Origin of the sequence: Negadavirga shengliensis (assembly GCF_042652345.1) — a bacterium.
GTDB classification, from domain to species: Bacteria; Bacteroidota; Bacteroidia; order Cytophagales; family Cyclobacteriaceae; genus Negadavirga; species Negadavirga shengliensis.
On record NZ_JBHSJJ010000026.1, the window covers coordinates 19153 to 36519 of the forward strand.

At 45.2% G+C, this 17367-nt stretch carries 10 protein-coding genes; 8 read left to right on the forward strand and 2 right to left on the reverse strand.

The genetic code is table 11. From position 1 onward, the window contains the following. Nucleotides 1-3 precede the first annotated feature (3 nt). Nucleotides 4-2175, forward strand: a complete 2172-nt coding sequence (locus ACFPFU_RS25010; protein WP_377069381.1) for a bifunctional alpha,alpha-trehalose-phosphate synthase (UDP-forming)/trehalose-phosphatase — start codon at nt 4-6, stop codon at nt 2173-2175. Nucleotides 2176-2240: 65 nt separating this feature from the next. Here ACFPFU_RS25010 and ACFPFU_RS25015 read toward each other — a convergent pair whose 3' ends face one another. Together ACFPFU_RS25015 and ACFPFU_RS25020 are read right to left on the reverse strand one after the other, a co-directional pair. Then, the gene (locus tag ACFPFU_RS25015) at nt 2241-2678 is read right to left on the reverse strand and encodes a DUF6526 family protein (RefSeq protein ID WP_377069383.1); all 438 of its coding nucleotides are present in this window, start codon (nt 2676-2678) and stop codon (nt 2241-2243) included. 467 nt (nt 2679-3145) lie between these two features. Further along, a complete protein-coding gene (locus ACFPFU_RS25020) occupies nt 3146-3862 on the reverse strand; it encodes an NUDIX hydrolase (RefSeq protein ID WP_377069385.1) in 717 nt (238 codons plus the stop codon). Between the two features lie 350 nt (nt 3863-4212). Between ACFPFU_RS25020 and ACFPFU_RS25025 the strand changes: the two genes are divergently transcribed. The 7 genes from ACFPFU_RS25025 to ACFPFU_RS25055 all read left to right on the forward strand — a co-directional run. Further along, a complete protein-coding gene (locus ACFPFU_RS25025; protein ID WP_377069387.1) occupies nt 4213-4917 on the forward strand; it encodes an L-ribulose-5-phosphate 4-epimerase in 705 nt (234 codons plus the stop codon). Between the two features lie 205 nt (nt 4918-5122). Then, nucleotides 5123-5785 (forward strand): RNA polymerase sigma factor, encoded by a 663-nt coding sequence (locus tag ACFPFU_RS25030; RefSeq protein ID WP_377069389.1) that lies wholly within the window; start codon nt 5123-5125, stop codon nt 5783-5785. Between the two features lie 534 nt (nt 5786-6319). Continuing rightward, nucleotides 6320-9478 (forward strand): SusC/RagA family TonB-linked outer membrane protein, encoded by a 3159-nt coding sequence (locus ACFPFU_RS25035; RefSeq protein ID WP_377069391.1) that lies wholly within the window; start codon nt 6320-6322, stop codon nt 9476-9478. 21 nt (nt 9479-9499) lie between these two features. After that, nucleotides 9500-10981, forward strand: a complete 1482-nt coding sequence (locus ACFPFU_RS25040) for a RagB/SusD family nutrient uptake outer membrane protein (RefSeq protein ID WP_377069393.1) — start codon at nt 9500-9502, stop codon at nt 10979-10981. Nucleotides 10982-11388: 407 nt separating this feature from the next. Continuing rightward, complete coding sequence (locus ACFPFU_RS25045) at nt 11389-14718, forward strand: SusC/RagA family TonB-linked outer membrane protein (protein WP_377069395.1); 3330 nt, start codon at nt 11389-11391, stop codon at nt 14716-14718. 18 nt (nt 14719-14736) lie between these two features. Beyond that, nucleotides 14737-16524: a RagB/SusD family nutrient uptake outer membrane protein gene (locus tag ACFPFU_RS25050; RefSeq protein ID WP_377069396.1), complete on the forward strand. Its 1788-nt coding sequence runs from the start codon at nt 14737-14739 to the stop codon at nt 16522-16524. Between the two features lie 478 nt (nt 16525-17002). Next, nucleotides 17003-17367: carboxypeptidase-like regulatory domain-containing protein (locus ACFPFU_RS25055; protein WP_377069397.1), on the forward strand; the 365-nt coding region annotated here is incomplete at its 3' end.

Here is a 17367-nt window from a genome sequence, read left to right on the forward strand (position 1 = left end):
ATTATGGGAAAGACAATTATAGTTTCCAATAGGCTGCCAGTGAGTTTACAACATAAGAATGGAAAGTTTGAATTCAAGGCCAGTGCCGGAGGGTTGGCCACCGGCTTGGGTTCCATATACAAGGAAGGGGAGAATATATGGATTGGCTGGCCGGGAAATGATGTAGAAGCCCCGGAGCAGAAACAAGAAGTGACAGAGAAACTTATGTCATTGAAAATGGCACCGGTCTTTTTGACCAAGGAGGAAGTGGAGTTGTACTATGAGGGATTCAGCAATGATACCATTTGGCCGGCCTTTCATTATTTTACCCAATATATCAATTATGAAGACACCTATTGGGAAGCCTATCACAGGGTTAACAGAAAGTTTTGTGACGCCATCCTGAAAAAGGCAGATCTAGACGATACCATATGGATACACGACTACCAGTTACTGCTGTTACCGATGATGTTGCGGGAAAAACTTCCGGACGCTACCATAGCTTTCTTTCAACACATCCCTTTCCCCTCTTATGAGATCATCAGAATGCTGCCTTGGAGGAGAGAACTGTTGGAAGGAATGGTGGGCTCAGATTTGATAGGCTTTCACACCTATGATGATATGAGGCACTTTTTAAGTGCGGTCGGCAGAATCTTAGGTCTTTCCAACGAGAGCGGTTTTATCCAGGCAGACAACAGGTTGGTGAACGTGGACGCCTTTCCAATGGGCATTGATTACGATAAATTCGCAAAGGCAGCCGTCAGTAAGAAGACCCAAAATCATGTCAGGAAGTTTAAAGAAATGCTGGGTGAACAGAGGCTGCTGCTCACTATTGACAGGTTGGATTATTCCAAAGGCATACCCCAGCGGGTTAAGGCCTTCGAAGAACTGCTGGAAGCCCATCCTGAATTTCATGGGAAAGTGTCCATGATCATGATAGTGGTTCCGTCCAGGGCCAAAGTGGAATCCTACAAGCAGCTAAAAATCGAGATCGATACCCTGGTGGGGAGGATCAACAGCAAGTTTTCCACATTGAATTGGGTACCGGTGCACTATTTTTACAGAAGCTTTCCCTTTAATGAATTAAGTGCTTTTTATGCTCTCTCCGATATTGCATTGGTGACACCTTTACGGGACGGGATGAACCTGGTATGCAAGGAATTTGTAGCCAGCAAAACAGACAAAAAAGGTGTGCTCATCCTTTCTGAAATGGCCGGTGCCAGCAAAGAGTTGGTAGATGCCATTTTGGTCAACCCCAATAATTTGGAAGGGGTAAAAAATGCCATAATGGAGGCCCTGACCATGGACGAGGAAGAACAGGAACTCAGACTGTCTTCTATGCAGCAAAGCCTGAAAAAGTACGATATTTTCCAATGGGTAAAGGTCTTCATGGACAGATTGGCTCATGTGAAGGAAAAACAAAAGGAGCTCATATCCAGAACCCTGGACGAAAACTTGATGGAAGAGCTTGCTGAGGCTTTTAGGAAAGCGAAGAAGCCTATTGTGTTTCTTGATTACGACGGCACACTGGTAGGTTTCAAAAACAGGCCCCAGGATGCTTTTCCGGACGATGAACTCAATTCCCTTATCGCCGCCCTTTCCAAAAAATGTCAGCTCGTGATCATAAGCGGGAGGGACAAGGAGACTTTGGGGAAATGGTTTGAAAACCAAGATGTGGACATCATCGCCGAGCACGGCGTCTGGTTGAAAAAAAGGGATCACGAAGAAGACTGGATCCTCTATGCCGATGTGGACGATAGCTGGAAGGAAGATATCAGGCAGGTGATGGATTATTATGTCCTGAGAACTCCGGGGGCATTTATAGAAGAAAAACACCATTCCTTGGTGTGGCACTATAGAAAGGTGGAAAGCGGTCTGGGGGATTTGCGTATGAGAGAGTTGTTCAGTCACCTGAAATATATGGCGAGAGGACACAACCTACAGGTGTTGGAGGGCAATATGGTGCTGGAAATAAAAAGACCCGATATCAATAAAGGGCGGGCGGCAATGGCTATGATGAGAGGGGAAGATCACGACTTCATATTGGCATTGGGAGATGACTGGACAGATGAAGACACCTTTAAAGCCATGCCCAAAAATGCCTATACCATTCGGGTAGGTTATGCGTACACCCAGGCCAACTACAACATCAAAAACGCCAAAGAGGTAAGGGTTTTGCTCTCAAAGTTAATTTAATGTGCAAAAAGACTGTGGTTCAACCTTGAATAAACCGCAAATATTTTAGTAGTTTGTTTCAAAGATTAAACCCTGTAATTATCACTCTGCCAGTCTTTGATGGATTTTTTGATCTCTTTCGGAGTCAGGTTTTCTTTAATGGCTCGCTCCATCAAAGACAAAAGCTCTTTACTGCCTGCAAAACGAAGGGCGACGATCTGTGAAAGTCTCAGCTTTTTTTCCATCTGGTGGAAAGGCTTGCCGGTGAGCTGGAAATACCGCAATCTCATTTCCAGCCGTATCGTCCGGTTCTGGTTTTTGAGGGCATATATTCTAGCTATAATGGGAAGGAAAAACAAGATCATGGCGCCGGTCAAAAAATAAATACTAAGGGCAATATCCTGTTCATTGTCCAAAGCTTCACTGACGTTCCAAAAAGACCAAGAGAGAAAAAAAAAGGTAAGTGGTGTGATGACATAATGGTGAAAAGGATAATACCTTCGGTGGTTTTTGTAATTCTGCATGATCCTCAGTTTAAATAATGAACAGGCATAAACTAATTTAAAAGCAACTGTCTCTTTGAAAAAACAAAGATAAGAGAAATCATATTTTGAAAAAATGGCAGCCTGCCGACATGCTGTTATTTCGCTTTTCCGCTTACTTCAGAAACGTATTCGGAAAGCGAACTTTTGAAGAAACAGCCCATATCTCCAAATCCGACAGTCTTTTTATCCGGTGTCAGGTCAATGATCAATTTTCGGGTTAATCGATGGATTTTTGTCCACTAATTCCGCTAATCGACGCAGAATTTATGATCATTGATTTTTTGTCCAAATAGTAATTCCAACCAAGTTGTTCTCACCTTCGTGCTCAACAGAGTAATTTCCCGAATCCTTTTGACCGGGTCCGGGGCATGCTGTGGCCCCCGGGTACTCCCGGAAACCAGCAGTTTCACATGCAGACAATCCGAAATATCATATTTGACTTAACATTAGGACTCGCTTGCCGCCGGGATTTCGTTTTTTGGAATGAATTTTAGGATCGTTTGGAAATTTTCTTTGTATTGTTCTTCGTCAATGGTGTAAAAATACGCCCCTTTTTTTGAACCGGTTTTGTCTTTTTCATCTTCTTTTCTGAGGATATTACTCGAAAGGACTTTTCGGGTAAAGTTTCTCTTGTCGATTTTCGTTTCATAAAGCCCTTCATACATCGCCTGTAACTGTGGAAGCGTGAATTTTTCCGGCAACAGCTCAAAAAGTATCGGGTGTAACGCGGCTTTGTACCGCAGTTTTGTAAGGGCCATCTGCACCATTTCCTCGTGGTCAAATATCAACCCCGGCAAGTCCTTCATCGCAAACCAGCGGGCATGGAAATCATCATTGATCTGCTGCTGGTATTTTTTAATATCAATAAGTGCAAAGTACACCACACCGATCACCCTTTCGATGGGATCCCTGTCCGGTTTACTGAATGTGTGCATTTGCTCGAGGTAAACATCTTCCAAGCCGGTAAGCCGTTGGAGGATTCTGTTGGCTGCATTGTCCAAAGTTTCATCAGGTTGTAAAAATCCCCCCATGAGGCTCCATTTTTCTTTTTCAGGCGCAAAACCCCGCTGTATCAACAACAGTTTGTAGTCACTGCCGTCAAATCCTAAAATAATGCAGTCAACCGCCACCAAGACCCGGGTTTGATTTGAATATTTGATCATGTTTTGTTTATATTTTAATAGAAACGGTTTGCTATTGAAATCTTTCTTTTCCTAATTGATATTCTGATGATGATAAATAAAACAATAGCTTATCTGTTAACGTAAACGAATTTAAAAACATAATTATTTTTTTATAATAATACAAACGTCTGGAGGATCATGGTGCGGAATTTTTAAAAATTTTTAACAAAGTACCGGTCCGTGCTTTCAATTCCGCTTGTGAAGCAAAGGTATTAACCGTTGAAAATACATTTAAGAATCCGGTACAATTGAAGTCTCCGGTTTAATCAAAAAATTTTATCCGCAATCATTGTTATATTTGGAAAATTGTAAAAATCTTAATCCTGGATATGAGTAACTACAAAGAATTGAAAAGGGAATGTTACGAGGCCAACATGGAGCTGCCCCGGCTGGATTTGGTGGTGTATACTTTTGGCAATGTAAGTGCAGTGGCCAGAGACAAAGGGGTGTTTGCCATCAAGCCCAGTGGTATTCCCTATGAAGAACTTGCAGCAGATGATATGGTCATTGTTGATTTGGACAATAAAGTGGTAGAGGGAAAAATGAGGCCCTCTTCCGATACCAAAACCCATGCATTCCTATACCGCTCTTGGGAGAACGTAGGGGGTATCGCGCACACGCACTCCACTTACGCAGTGGCTTGGGCGCAAGCCCAAAGAGACATCCCTATTTTTGGGACTACCCATGCGGATCACCACACCCATGATGTTCCCTGTGCCCCTCCCATGTCGGACGAGTTGATCCAAGGAGACTATGAGCACATGACAGGGCAGCAGATCTTGGATTGTTTCAGGGAGAAAAATCTAGACTTTAACGAAGTGGAAATGGTGCTTTTAGGAAATCATGGGCCTTTTACCTGGGGAAAGAACGCAGCCAAAGCGGTATATAACAGCAAAGTGTTGGAGGAACTGGCAAAAATGGCTTTTCTCACGCTCCAGATCAACCCCAATGCCCCCCGGCTGAGGCAGGCGCTGATCCGGAAACATTATGACAGGAAGCATGGAAAAGATGCCTACTATGGACAAAATGGCTGAAAAAGCCGCTTATTTCTTCACCGTTTGAAACAGCCCGGTTAGCAGTTTTTTAAGTTATATACGAAAAGTCTGTGATCATTTTGTGGAGTAATATATCAGACATTTTTCCTTTGATGTTTTTTTCTTCTGTTTTTTAGGGATAATCACTATATTAAGTTCTAGTAATCAATGTGTTTTCAGAATATATTTGATAAAATGACTATATATGGTATCCTCTAAACAAACAAATGACGGGCGGGAGCGCCCGGGGACTTACCAGGATGATCAGCCAGAAGGGTATTACAACACTAAATCAGACGGAGAGATATGGGATGCTTTTAGAAAAGGAGATGAAGGAGCATTTATTTTTATGTATAACACCTATGGCAACAGGCTTTTTAATTATGGTTCCCAGTTCACTTCGGACAGGGAATCCGTGAAGGACTGCCTCCAGGATTTTTTTATTTACCTAAGAAAAAACCGTGCTGGGCTTCATAAAACGGATAACATCAAATTTTATTTGTATAAGGCTTTTAAAAGGAGGGTGCTGGAATTCGTCAGAAAATCATGCCGCGAAAATGAAAAAAAGGAACGGTTTCTCTTTACCCAGTTTCCCGTGGAGCTATCCTTCGAAATGCATTACATTCACCAGCAATTTCAAGAAGCACAATTGAAAAGCCTAAATGAGGCGTTGTCGGCCCTGACTGAGAAAGAGAGAGAGGCCATTTATTACTTTTATTATGAGGGGCTAAGCTACGAGCAAATTGCCACCATTTTTGAATTCAGACATGTTTCCTCCGCCCGGCGACTGGTCTACAAGGCGCTTGCCCACCTCAAAAAGATTTTACTTTCAGCCATTATTGGTTTTTTGATCATCAGCAAAAGCTGAACCTTTCATTTATCAATAAATGTAAGCCATAGGAAAGCATCCCTTTGCTGTACTATCCTTGTCAATAATTCGAGTTAAATAGCAAAATTTTGTAATCAAATAATTTTTAATTAAATAATATTTGAATTAAATTAACATGTATTATTAAATAATATAATTTAATTTAATAAATCAATATAATTATTGATATTATAAGTAGTATTCAATAGGTTTATGGTTAAAAAGCCTATTTCTAAACCATAAATCTGATGATACCAAGAGAAACTTCATCAAGCCTATTATGCCCGTTGTTCCTATTTTTTCCTGATCACCCTTCATTGTGTTATACCGGACACAAGGTCTTCGTGGATATGGGTTTTTTGATACCTCTGTGTATTTGGATCAAAGCTTGATCCCAGTGGAGCGAAGAATGGAAGGGTCCTACCAAGGATAAACAATGTAGCCACTGATACAGAAAGATTTCAATTTGGAAAAAAATATGATTATACCAATAATTTGTTTAATAAAACATATTCCAACTTAAATTAATTTCTTATGAAAAAAAAGTTACTTCGCCTTTCGCGTAAAGGTATCCTAGTATGTGGCTTAGGATGGCTGTGCTGTGTAACCACAACGGCATACGCCTCAGAGAAAGCCAGTGGAACTTCCGGAAAAGGTTCAACTGCTTTATCCTCAACAGCCGTGGTGGCTGAGCGGGATGTCAGTGGAGTGGTAAGGGATCAAAACGGGGATCCTATGCCCGGTGTCAGCGTGCTGGTCCAAGGGACTACTACCGGTACAGTCACAGACCTTGATGGCAGGTATACCATCACCGTGCCAGAGGGGGCTTCGCTTGTTTTTTCCTTTATCGGTTTTGAGAGTCAGGTAGTGGCTGTAGGTGATCAGGCTGTGGTCGACATTTCCATGCAGGAAGACACCAAGGCCTTGGATGAAGTGGTTGTCATTGGCTATGGGACCTTGAAAAAATCAGACCTGACAGGTTCGGTAGGCTCTGTAAAAGGTGACCGCTTGATAGACCGTTCGCAACCCAATGCGGTGAAAGCCCTTCAGGGAAGGATCGCCGGTGTGGAGGTGCTCAATAACCAAAACTCTCCAGGGGCCTCTGCAAGGATAAGGATCAGGGGTATCAATTCGATCAATTCAGGGGTGAACCCGCTTTTTGTCATAGACGGGGTGATCGGAGCCGACCTTAATATGATCAACCCGGCGGACATAGAGTCCATCGAAGTGCTGAAGGACGCCTCATCAGCCGCGATATACGGTGCAAGGGGAGCCAACGGGGTTATTCTGGTTACCACCAAGAGGGGAGAGAAGAACCAGAATCAGATTACCTATGATAACTTCGTGTCCCTTTCCCACCGGGCTACCAGTGTATCGACACTCAATTCCGCTGAGTTTATGGAAATTTATAACCGGGCATTTGACAATGCGGAAAAATATGATCCCCAGGGTTTTGCGCAAGGACGGTACCAGAGGGCAAACCCCGCCGATTTCCCGGATTTGTTTGATGCCAATGGCAATCCTTTGTATGATACCAACTGGGAAGATGAAACTTACCGCCCGGCTTGGGCCCAAAACCATAACCTGGCATTCAGAGGCGGCAATAATACCACCTCGTACAATGTGTCCCTGGGATACACCGATGAAGATGGGATCATGATCAATTCTGGTTTTGAGCGATTTACGGGAAAAATCGCCATTGATTCCGACATCAAGCCATGGCTTACAGTGGGAGGTAGTATTTTGGGAACCCGCAGTAAAAGAAGAATAGTCGATGATGCCAATGGGGCACTCAATGTGGCCAGGATGACGGCTGAGGCCCTGCCGATTATACCTGTAACCTATCCCGACGGCAGATGGGGGTCCAATGCCGACTGGCCGGGTACCGAAGGGGGAGAAAACCCTGTCAATATCGCCAGGAACAGGTATACGGATGTCAATCTTTCCCAAATGTATGGGGATCTTTATATGAACTTCAAAATCACAAGCGAACTGGAATTCAGGGCAACTTTCAGCACCATCTTCGACAGCCAGAAAAACAATTTTTATTCATCCAGAAACCTCAGGTTATTGTCAGCCGACCAACGGGGAATTGCTTCTGTATTTACAAATAACCGGATTTACTGGCAAACAGAAAATTTCCTGACCTGGAACAAATCCATAGGCGAACGTCACCGGATCAATGGGATGTTCGGTTTCAGCTGGCAGAGGGACAGTTTCGAAAACCTGAGTGTCCGGAGTGAAGGGTTTATTGATGACTTTTTTCAGTGGAGAAACATACGGGCGGGAAATATCATACCGATCGCCGGCATCAACGGTAACGTGGGGGAGGCCGGACTGAACTCTTTCTTCACAAGATGGAACTACAGTCTGGATGACAAATACCTGTTTACCGTAACAGGAAGATATGACGGCTCGTCCAGGTTTGGTGAAAACACAAAATATGCCTTTTTCCCCTCAGTAGGGGTGGCCTGGAGGGCTTCTGAAGAGGGCTTCATGCAAGGCGTGGATGGGATCAATAACTTTAAAATCCGTGCCTCCGCAGGTTCTACCGGAAACCAGGAAATAGGTAATTTCAATTCCTTGCAGTTTTTGGGAACGTTTAATGTGCTGAAGGCAGGAGGGAACGAAATCGGCATTTCTCAAACCTCGTTCGGAAACTCGGACTTGAGATGGGAATCCACTGACCAGGTGGATTTTGGCCTCGAAATGGGTTTTTTCAACAACAGGTTGATGATGGAGGCTGATCTGTATTACAAGCGGACCAAAAATTTGCTTTTAAACGCCCCTCTGCCTTGGTCCACCGGATTTTCTTCGGTATTGCAGAATATTGGGTCCGTGGAAAACAAAGGCATTGAACTGACCCTGAATTCCGTCAATGTGGAAAGGGAAGAGTTTATGTGGACCACCGACCTCAACTGGTCTACCAATACAAACACCATCCTGAACCTGGGCGCCAACGATGCGGATATTTTTCCGGGCCCCTGGTTTTTGGGACAGACGAACATCCTGCGCGTTGGTGAGCCCATTGGCTCAATTTGGGGAAGGGTAAGGTTAGGCACCTGGAACCAGGATCAGGCGGACGAAGCTGCTCAGTATGGTTTGTTGCCCGGTGATATCCGGTGGGAGGACCTCGACAACAATGGCGTAATTGATGCCGATGACTCCAAAATCATAGGAAGAATGTATCCTAAATGGGTGGGCAACATCACCAACACATTCCAGTACAAAAACTTTGACCTATCTTTTGAGTTCAGGTTTGTGTACGGTCAGGATGTGATCAATGCCACACTGCACTCTGTAGAGGACAGGCAGACACTCGCCAACAGCTACAGCACGGTATTGGATGCCTGGCGGCCGGATAACCAGGATGCCATGGTGGCCGAAGTAAGGGCCTGGGGCACACCTTATCTTACCAATATGGATACCCATTGGGTGGAGGATGGTTCTTTTGCCCGCTTGCAAAACCTGATGTTGGGATACAGCTTACCGCCGGCCATACTCAGCAAGTACAATATAGCCAATGCAAGGCTTTTCCTGAGCGGTCAAAACCTGTTGCTATTCACAAAATACACGGGCTATGATCCTGAAGTAAATACTTTTGAAGGAGCTGGCCAGCTTCCCCAAGGGTTAGACTTCTTTCCCTTCGCCAGGCCAAGGACTTTCAGTGCCGGAGTGAATGTGACATTTTAACAATTAAACCACGTACAGAAAATGAAAAAGATAACATTATATATAGGTATACTGTTGGTGTGGACAGGACTGGGGTCCTGCGGTGATTTCCTGGAAGAAAACCCAGGTACATTGACTACTCAGGCGGATCTTTCCAGCCCCGAAGCTGCCAGCGCGTTTGTTACCAGTATTTACGCGAATGTAAACGTGGTTGTGACCGGTTCTGGAGGATGGGGTGGCAACACATTGTCCCTTCTGGAGTTCATGACCGGCAAAGCGGACGGCGTGGCACAGACCGAGGCCTTTAGGTTCAATCTACTTACTTATGACTCCCAGTCCTTCTACATCGATACTTATTGGCAACAGCTATTTCAGGGGGTATTGAGATGCAACGTGGCTCTGGAACAGCTTCCCCGCTTCAGTATATTGAGCGAGCAGCAACTGAACGATTACTTGGCAGAAGTAAGAACCATGAGGGCATTTTATTATTTCTATTTGGTAAGAATGTATGGTGATGTGCCTTTGATCCATGAGCCCATTCGGAACCTGGGGGACGTCAACATGCCAAGATCACCGGTCAGGGAAATATATGACCAGATCATTATCCCCGATCTCTTGGCGGCAGAAAGTTCCAATCTGCCGTGGCGAAGGCCTAATGGCGAAGTCTCCATGGGTTTTATCAAGTCCTTGCTTGCGGATGTGTACCTGACTTATGCAGGATATCCGGTGGAAGGAGGAGCGGCGGCCTATGCGGAATCTGCAAACCGGTCTTTGGAAGTTCTAAACCAAAAAGGCACCACATTCAATCTGTTCCCTGAATATACGGATATGATCAATCCGAATAACAGAAACAGTGGGGAATTCATATTTCAGGTCCAATTTGACAAAGTGAACCGGACCAATCCGCTGACTCCGGTGTGCCTGCCCACTTTTGCGGGGATATCCGTTTATTCCAATGAATTTGGAGGGCTGGTCCCCCGGCAGGAATTTATTCAGAGCTATGAACCGAACGATAAGCGGGCGAGGGAAAAACAGTTTTTCATTACAGAATATAATGGCAGACAATTAGGCGGACATTATATCTACAAGTGGTTCGATCACACGGCTGTGAATGAAGATGCAAGATCAGAATTGAACTTTTCGATATACCGATTGCCGGATGTGATGCTGATGTATGCGGAAGCATCCAACAGGGCAGAAGGCGGGCCCAACTCCATGGCGCTGGAAGCCGTCAATGAAATCCGCGCAAGGGCAGAACTGGACCCGGTTGGTGCCATGGGTGCGGACGCTTTTGAGCAGGAAGTTTGGAATCAGCGGTATTTTGAATTGTGTTATGAAGGAAAGCTGTGGTTTGATATGTTGAGAACACGAAAAGTACGAAACGACCGAACAGGTAATTATGATGATTTCGTGGGCCATACCAATGTTTTCAATGCTACGTTTGCAGAAAGGAATCTCCGGTTTCCCATACCCCTCCGGGAAATGGATGTCAATTCGGAACTGGTACAAAACCCAGGCTTTTAAAGCATATTTTTTAATCACAAATCTGTCACACTGCCCGGCTTGTTCCGGGCAGTCTTTTTAAGTCTATAAAAAATGATAATCTGCGCGGCAAAAAAATATAATTTTTTTGTTTATTATTAATTTATTTTGCCTTATATTGTCATAGTCAGAATAATAAACGATATAATAAGAATATACAAATTTTTATATTGTAAAATATTTTAAACACTAATATTTTTCTGAATTAAGTTATCTTTTTATAAAAAACAAAATAACGTATATTTTATTGTATTAAAATATTATTCCATCCCATGTTTTACTGTAAATAGTTGCCTATGGTTAAAGGTAAAAAGTCAGCAATTTCATAGTGCATGAGTGGTTGAACTCACTCTATTTCAATTAATTCAGTTAACTTATAAATACCATTTATGAAAACAAATCTACAGAACCACCACATAACGAAGATCATTTCGCTATGCCTGATGGTAGGGTTTGCCGTATTTTCAATGGAGGTATGGGCCCAAAAAAACCTTTCTCTGGATGATGACCTGGAGAAACTCAAGTTATCCGCATCTTTGCTCGCTTCTCAAAACAAACTCACCGCTGAAATCCAGACCAAAGCGTTTGACGTGACGGTTCGTGGGGTTGTACGGGACCAAAACGGGGATCCCATCCCCGGAGCGACAATATCCGTACCGGGAACCAATTTAGGGACGGCCACCGATCTGGACGGGAGATATTCAATTACCGTTCCCGAAGGCGCCACGCTGGTATTTTCTTTTATCGGATTTGAAAGCCAAAGCGTGAGCGTGGGGAACCAGCAAGTGATTGATATCACTTTGGTAGAAAGCGCCCAGGCTCTTGACGAGGTCGTCGTGGTGGGTTATGGTACACAGCAAAAAGTGAACCTTACCGGTGCGGTCGGAGTGGCCACTTCGGAGCGTTTGCAGAACCGCCCCATCGCCAACGTGGCGGAAGGCCTTCAAGGTGTCATTCCCAATCTGAATATTGCCCCTAGAAACGGTGATCCTGCCGAGAGTCCTGTCTTTAACGTCCGTGGCTTCCAATCCATCAATGGAGGCTCACCTTTGGTATTGGTGGACAATGTGCCGATGGACCTGAACCGCATCAACCCGAATGACATAGAAAGTGTTTCTGTACTGAAGGATGCCGCCGCGGCGGCGGTTTACGGGGCCAGGGCAGCTTTTGGGGTGATTCTCGTGACCACAAAAAGTGGCAAGGCAGGAAAAGTTTCCGTTTCCCTCAACAGCCAATTTTCGATGGCAAAACCGATTTTCAATATGGATCCGGTAACGGACCCGCATGAATTCGTCAATGCCAGAAACATCGCGAATATCCGAACAAACGGCGTGCCCAGCTATGATGCCGACATGGTGGAAGGCACCCGGAGATGGTCAGAAAACCCGACCCATGAAAACGCCTGGGGGGTAGTGGACGGTGTCTTGCGGTTTTATGGCTTCAACAATTATCAGAATGACATCATGACCAAATTTGCCCCTACACAACAGCATGATTTGACGATTTCCGGGGGCTCTGAAAATGCCAATTATTTCGTTTCTTTCGGCCACCTCAATAAGGATGGCTATCTGAATTCAGACAGGAACGAAAACTTCAAAAGGTACAACGTCCTGATGAAAGGGGAGTTCAAAGTGACGGATTGGCTGACATTGGAAGAAAAAGTGGTCATCAACTCCCAGCGCAGTGACAAACCCTATTTCTATAACTGGGACGTGAACATCAATACCATGGCCAGGGTAAACCCGATTCAGCCTATCCAGTTCCCCGATCTGCCTTATTATATTGAGCCGGGGGACAGGGGCGTCTATGAGCGTTTTATCGGCATGTATTTTCAGGGCACCAATTTCTGGCCCTATCTTAACGACGGCGGAAGGTCCACTTGGACCAATAATGATATCTGGATGACCCAGGGAGCCGTGTTGACCCCGGTAAAAGGATTGAAGATCCAGGGGAATTTCTCCTATAATTTTGTTCACCGATCCGAGCAGGATGTGGCCAGCAAGGTGGAGGTTTTGACGACCAACCTGCGTAATCCGGCTGATATGGTAAACAATGGCTTTAGCGGTAATGACTTTATACATGAAAGAAGCAATTTTAACCAGTACTACGTAATCAATGCTTTTGCGGATTACCAGTTCAGCCTTCCCGAAAAACACAACCTGTCTGCCATGGTGGGCTTCAACCAGGAATGGGGGCAGAACAAAGTGGTGAGGGCACAGAACAATACATTGATTACCCCCTTGATACAGGATATCAATGCCACTATAGGGATGCAACAGACCTTCGGGGGCAGCAACCACAATGCACTCAGGGGGGTCTTTTACCGGGTGAATTATATTTTTGACGAGAGGTACCTCTTGGAAACCAATGCCAGGTACGACGGGACCTCAAGATTTCCAAAAGACAGCCGGTTCGGTTTTTTCCCTTCGGTATCCGTGGGATGGAGAATTTCCAATGAAGGCTTTATGGCGGCTACCAGCAGTTGGCTGGACGAGCTGAAACTAAGGGCCTCCTACGGTGAGTTGGGTAACCAATTGTTAGTGGATAATAATAACAATCCCATCTGGTATCCTTATATCCCCACCATGGGCATAGGCCAGTCTCCTTTCATGATGGTGGGCGCCAACAGGACACCTTTTGTATCCCCTGCCGGATTGGTGAGCCCCACGCTGACCTGGGAGACGGTGGTTTCCAGAAATATCGGACTGGACTTTACGCTCCTCGGAGGTAAGCTTGACGCCTCCTTTGATGTGTTTGCCAGGGATACCAAGGACATGTTGATGCGGTCCACTTATCCCTCCATTTTGGGGACCGGAGCGCCGCAGGCCAATGCGGCTGACCTCAGAACGACCGGCTGGGAACTGGCGCTGACCTGGAAAAACAGGGTGAAAAATGACCTGAGTTATGATGTGACACTTGCGCTTTCTGACTGGATGGCCACCATAACCAGGTTTGACAATCCCAATGGTGCCATTCCGTCCGGTACTACCGCCACGGGCGGCAACGCCCAGTATTATGTAGGGCAGAAACTCGGGGAAATCTGGGGTTATGAAACCGTCGGGATTTTCCAGACGGCGGATGAGGTGGCCAACGCCGCTGACCAATCCGCGTTGGGAGCCAACTGGAGACCGGGAGATATCCAGTACGCTGACCTTGACGGAGATGGAAGGATCACCCCCGGGAACAACACCCTGGCCAATCCCGGAGACAGAAGAATCATAGGCAATGAGACACCCAGGTTGAGTTTCGGGATCAACAACAACGTGAGTTGGAAGAATTTTACCCTCAATGCATTTTTCCAAGGGATCTGGAGAAGGGACCACTGGCCCACTTCTGGGAACTGGACCTGGTTCTTCCCCTTCAATGCGGGACATGTGGAGAAGTACTTCATCACGGATTCCTGGTCTGAAGATAACCGGGACGCCTACTTTGCCCATCCTCATATTTCAACGAACGATAAGAAGAATATACAGCCACAGACGCGGTTCCTGCAAAATGCCGGTTATATCCGCCTGAAAAACCTGTCTTTGGGCTATGACCTTCCTTATCCCTGGATGAACGCTATCGGGTTTCAGAATGCCAATGTTTATTTTGCCGGCATGAACCTTTGGGAGTACTCGCCCATCAGAAAGCCGCTTGACCCGGAGACCATTTACGCCGGTGCCATCGAGTATCCCATGCAGCGGATCTATACGTTGGGTGTAAGGTTGACATTCTAATTATTAATGAACGACAACATGAAAAAGCACATATATAACACAAAGGCCTTCTTACTGGCAATATTCATGCTTGCTGCCTGTAACGATGATTTTCTGGAAAGATATCCTCTGGATCAGGTCAGCAATGATACTTATTGGAATACCGAGAATGATCTGGCCACCTATAACAACTTCTTTTACCATCTTTCACAAAATGATGTGAATATTCCCATCCTGCTGGGCCATCACAATGGGTTTGACAGTCAGGTAGCCAGTTACCTGCATTTGGATGGGTTTGCCGATAACCTGGCTCCCAACCACGAAAGGCACCGTCCTTTCCAACAGGTCCGGGCGGGAAGGCAGATTGTGCCCACATCCTCCTCGGGAATCGCCAATCAATGGTACGGTTACAGAGGTTGGGATTTTGTAAGGGCCATTAATATTGGCCTGGAAAATTATCCCAAAGCAAGTATCCCCGAAGAGGCCCGGAATAAGTATGTGGGAGAAGCCAGACTTTTCAGGGGCTGGTTTTACCACCATATCGTGAAGATGTTCGGGGATGCCCCCTGGGTGGAAAGGGAACTCAATATCGATTCTGAAGAACTTTTTGCTGCCCGGACACCGCGTGAAGAAGTGATGGCGAAGGTGTTGGAAGACCTGAATGCTGCCACTACCCATCTCCCCAATGACTGGGGGGACGGCAATGAGCCGGGAAGACTGAACCGTTGGGCGGCCCTTCTGATCAAATCCCGGGTATGCCTGTTTGAAGGCACCTGGAGAAAGTACCACGGCGGATCCAATCCGGAAATGTGGCTTAGGGAAGCCGCCGATGCGGCAAAGGATTTGATTGACAACGGTCCCTATTCCATCTATACTACGGGAAACCCTACCCTGGATTACAATTCCTACCACCGGATACTTGATGTGTCCGGCAATCCGGAAGTGATGGTCTGGAGACGTTACCAACTGGGTATCCTGACCAATCATGTGCAGGATTATTACAGCTACTCCGGCGGGGCCACCCGGGATTTTGTGGAAGACTACCTTTGTGAGGACGGATTGCCCATCACGCTTTCCCCGCTTTATCAGGGGGACGACTCCATCGAGGAGGTGTTTATGAACAGGGATCCCAGATTGAGACAGACCATTCTTCACCCTGAAGATGCAGGATTCTATCAGTATCACAATGCTGACGGCAGGGACTATCCCAGGATACAGGGGCAGCCCGGGGGAAGGACTTCTTCGACGGGGTACCATGTCATCAAACATTACAATGCGGACGATATGATCGGCAAGGCTTACAACACGGCTGAATCCCCTGCCATTATTTTAAGGTTTGCCGAAGCGTTGCTAAATTATGCCGAAGCCAAAGCCGAACTCGGTGAAATCACACAGGGTGACCTGGATATGAGCATCAATCGGTTGAGAGATAGGGTCGGAATGCCCCATCTGGATATGAACCCGCCTATGGATCCCCGGTATGCGAACGACGGGATCTCCGCGCTGCTCGTGGAGATCAGGCGGGAACGGCGGGTCGAGCTTTTCGGCGAAGGTTTCCGGTATGATGATCTCAGAAGGTGGAAGCAGGGCAAGAAGCTGGAAAAACCCGATATGGGCATTCAATGGAATGCTGCTGCCCAGCAAAGGTATGCAGGGGCCATTATCCATACCAGTGTGGATCCCGAAAACGGAAAAACTTATATCGACGTGTATAAAAACTCTGACTGGGAAAACCCATCATTTGATGAGAACCGGGACTACCTGTGGCCTATTCCCTTGAATGACCTGGCCCAAAACCCGGCTTTGGGACAGAACCCGGGATGGTAACGAACTGATTAAAATAATATTTGGTACTTAAAAGCCATGCTTTTGGTGGGTTTTCCGAAAGCGTGGCTTTTTTATTGTGTAAAAAACAAATGGAGTTTAATGAAATTTTATTTAATTTAAATTTTTCATTATTTTGTATTATTTTATACAATAAAATTAATTATATCCAATTTTTACTTGTTTTTTTGAAAATTTCTTTTTAACATTGAATACCACATAATGCAGTTATTATATTCTGTAATCACCTATAAATTAAAATATAGTTTTATTAAATTAATATATATTCGAAATAATATATAGTTTATATATATTATTTCGATAAAATAAATAATTGTAAAATTATATTATTTATATGTATATTTATTTAAATAGAATGCCTATGATAAAAACAGGGAAGACTTAACCATAATCCATTGGGTTTAGAGGGGTTGTTTCAATTAACTATCATATTTCAATTAAAAATTAGCAAAAATCCATTATGAAAAAACCGTTACAAATCTACGGGCATATGCAATCGATTTCACTGATTGCGGCCGTAGTATTGAGTTTGTTTTCAGCGGATTTGCTTGCCCAGGTTTACATCGGGTTAAAAAGCGACATCCCGAAAATAGAAAAAGAAAAGCCAATCCTTGCCTCTGTAGGCACAGCAACAGCAAAGGAGTTAAAAAATGTCAACGCATTTGATGTAACGATAACAGGTACCGTCGTAGACCAAAATGGGGCGCCTATTCCCGGGGCGACTGTATCGGTCCCGGGGACCAATATAGGTACCGCCACGGATATCGACGGGAAGTACGCCATCACGGTGCCGGAAGGAGCGACCCTGGTCTTTTCCTTTATCGG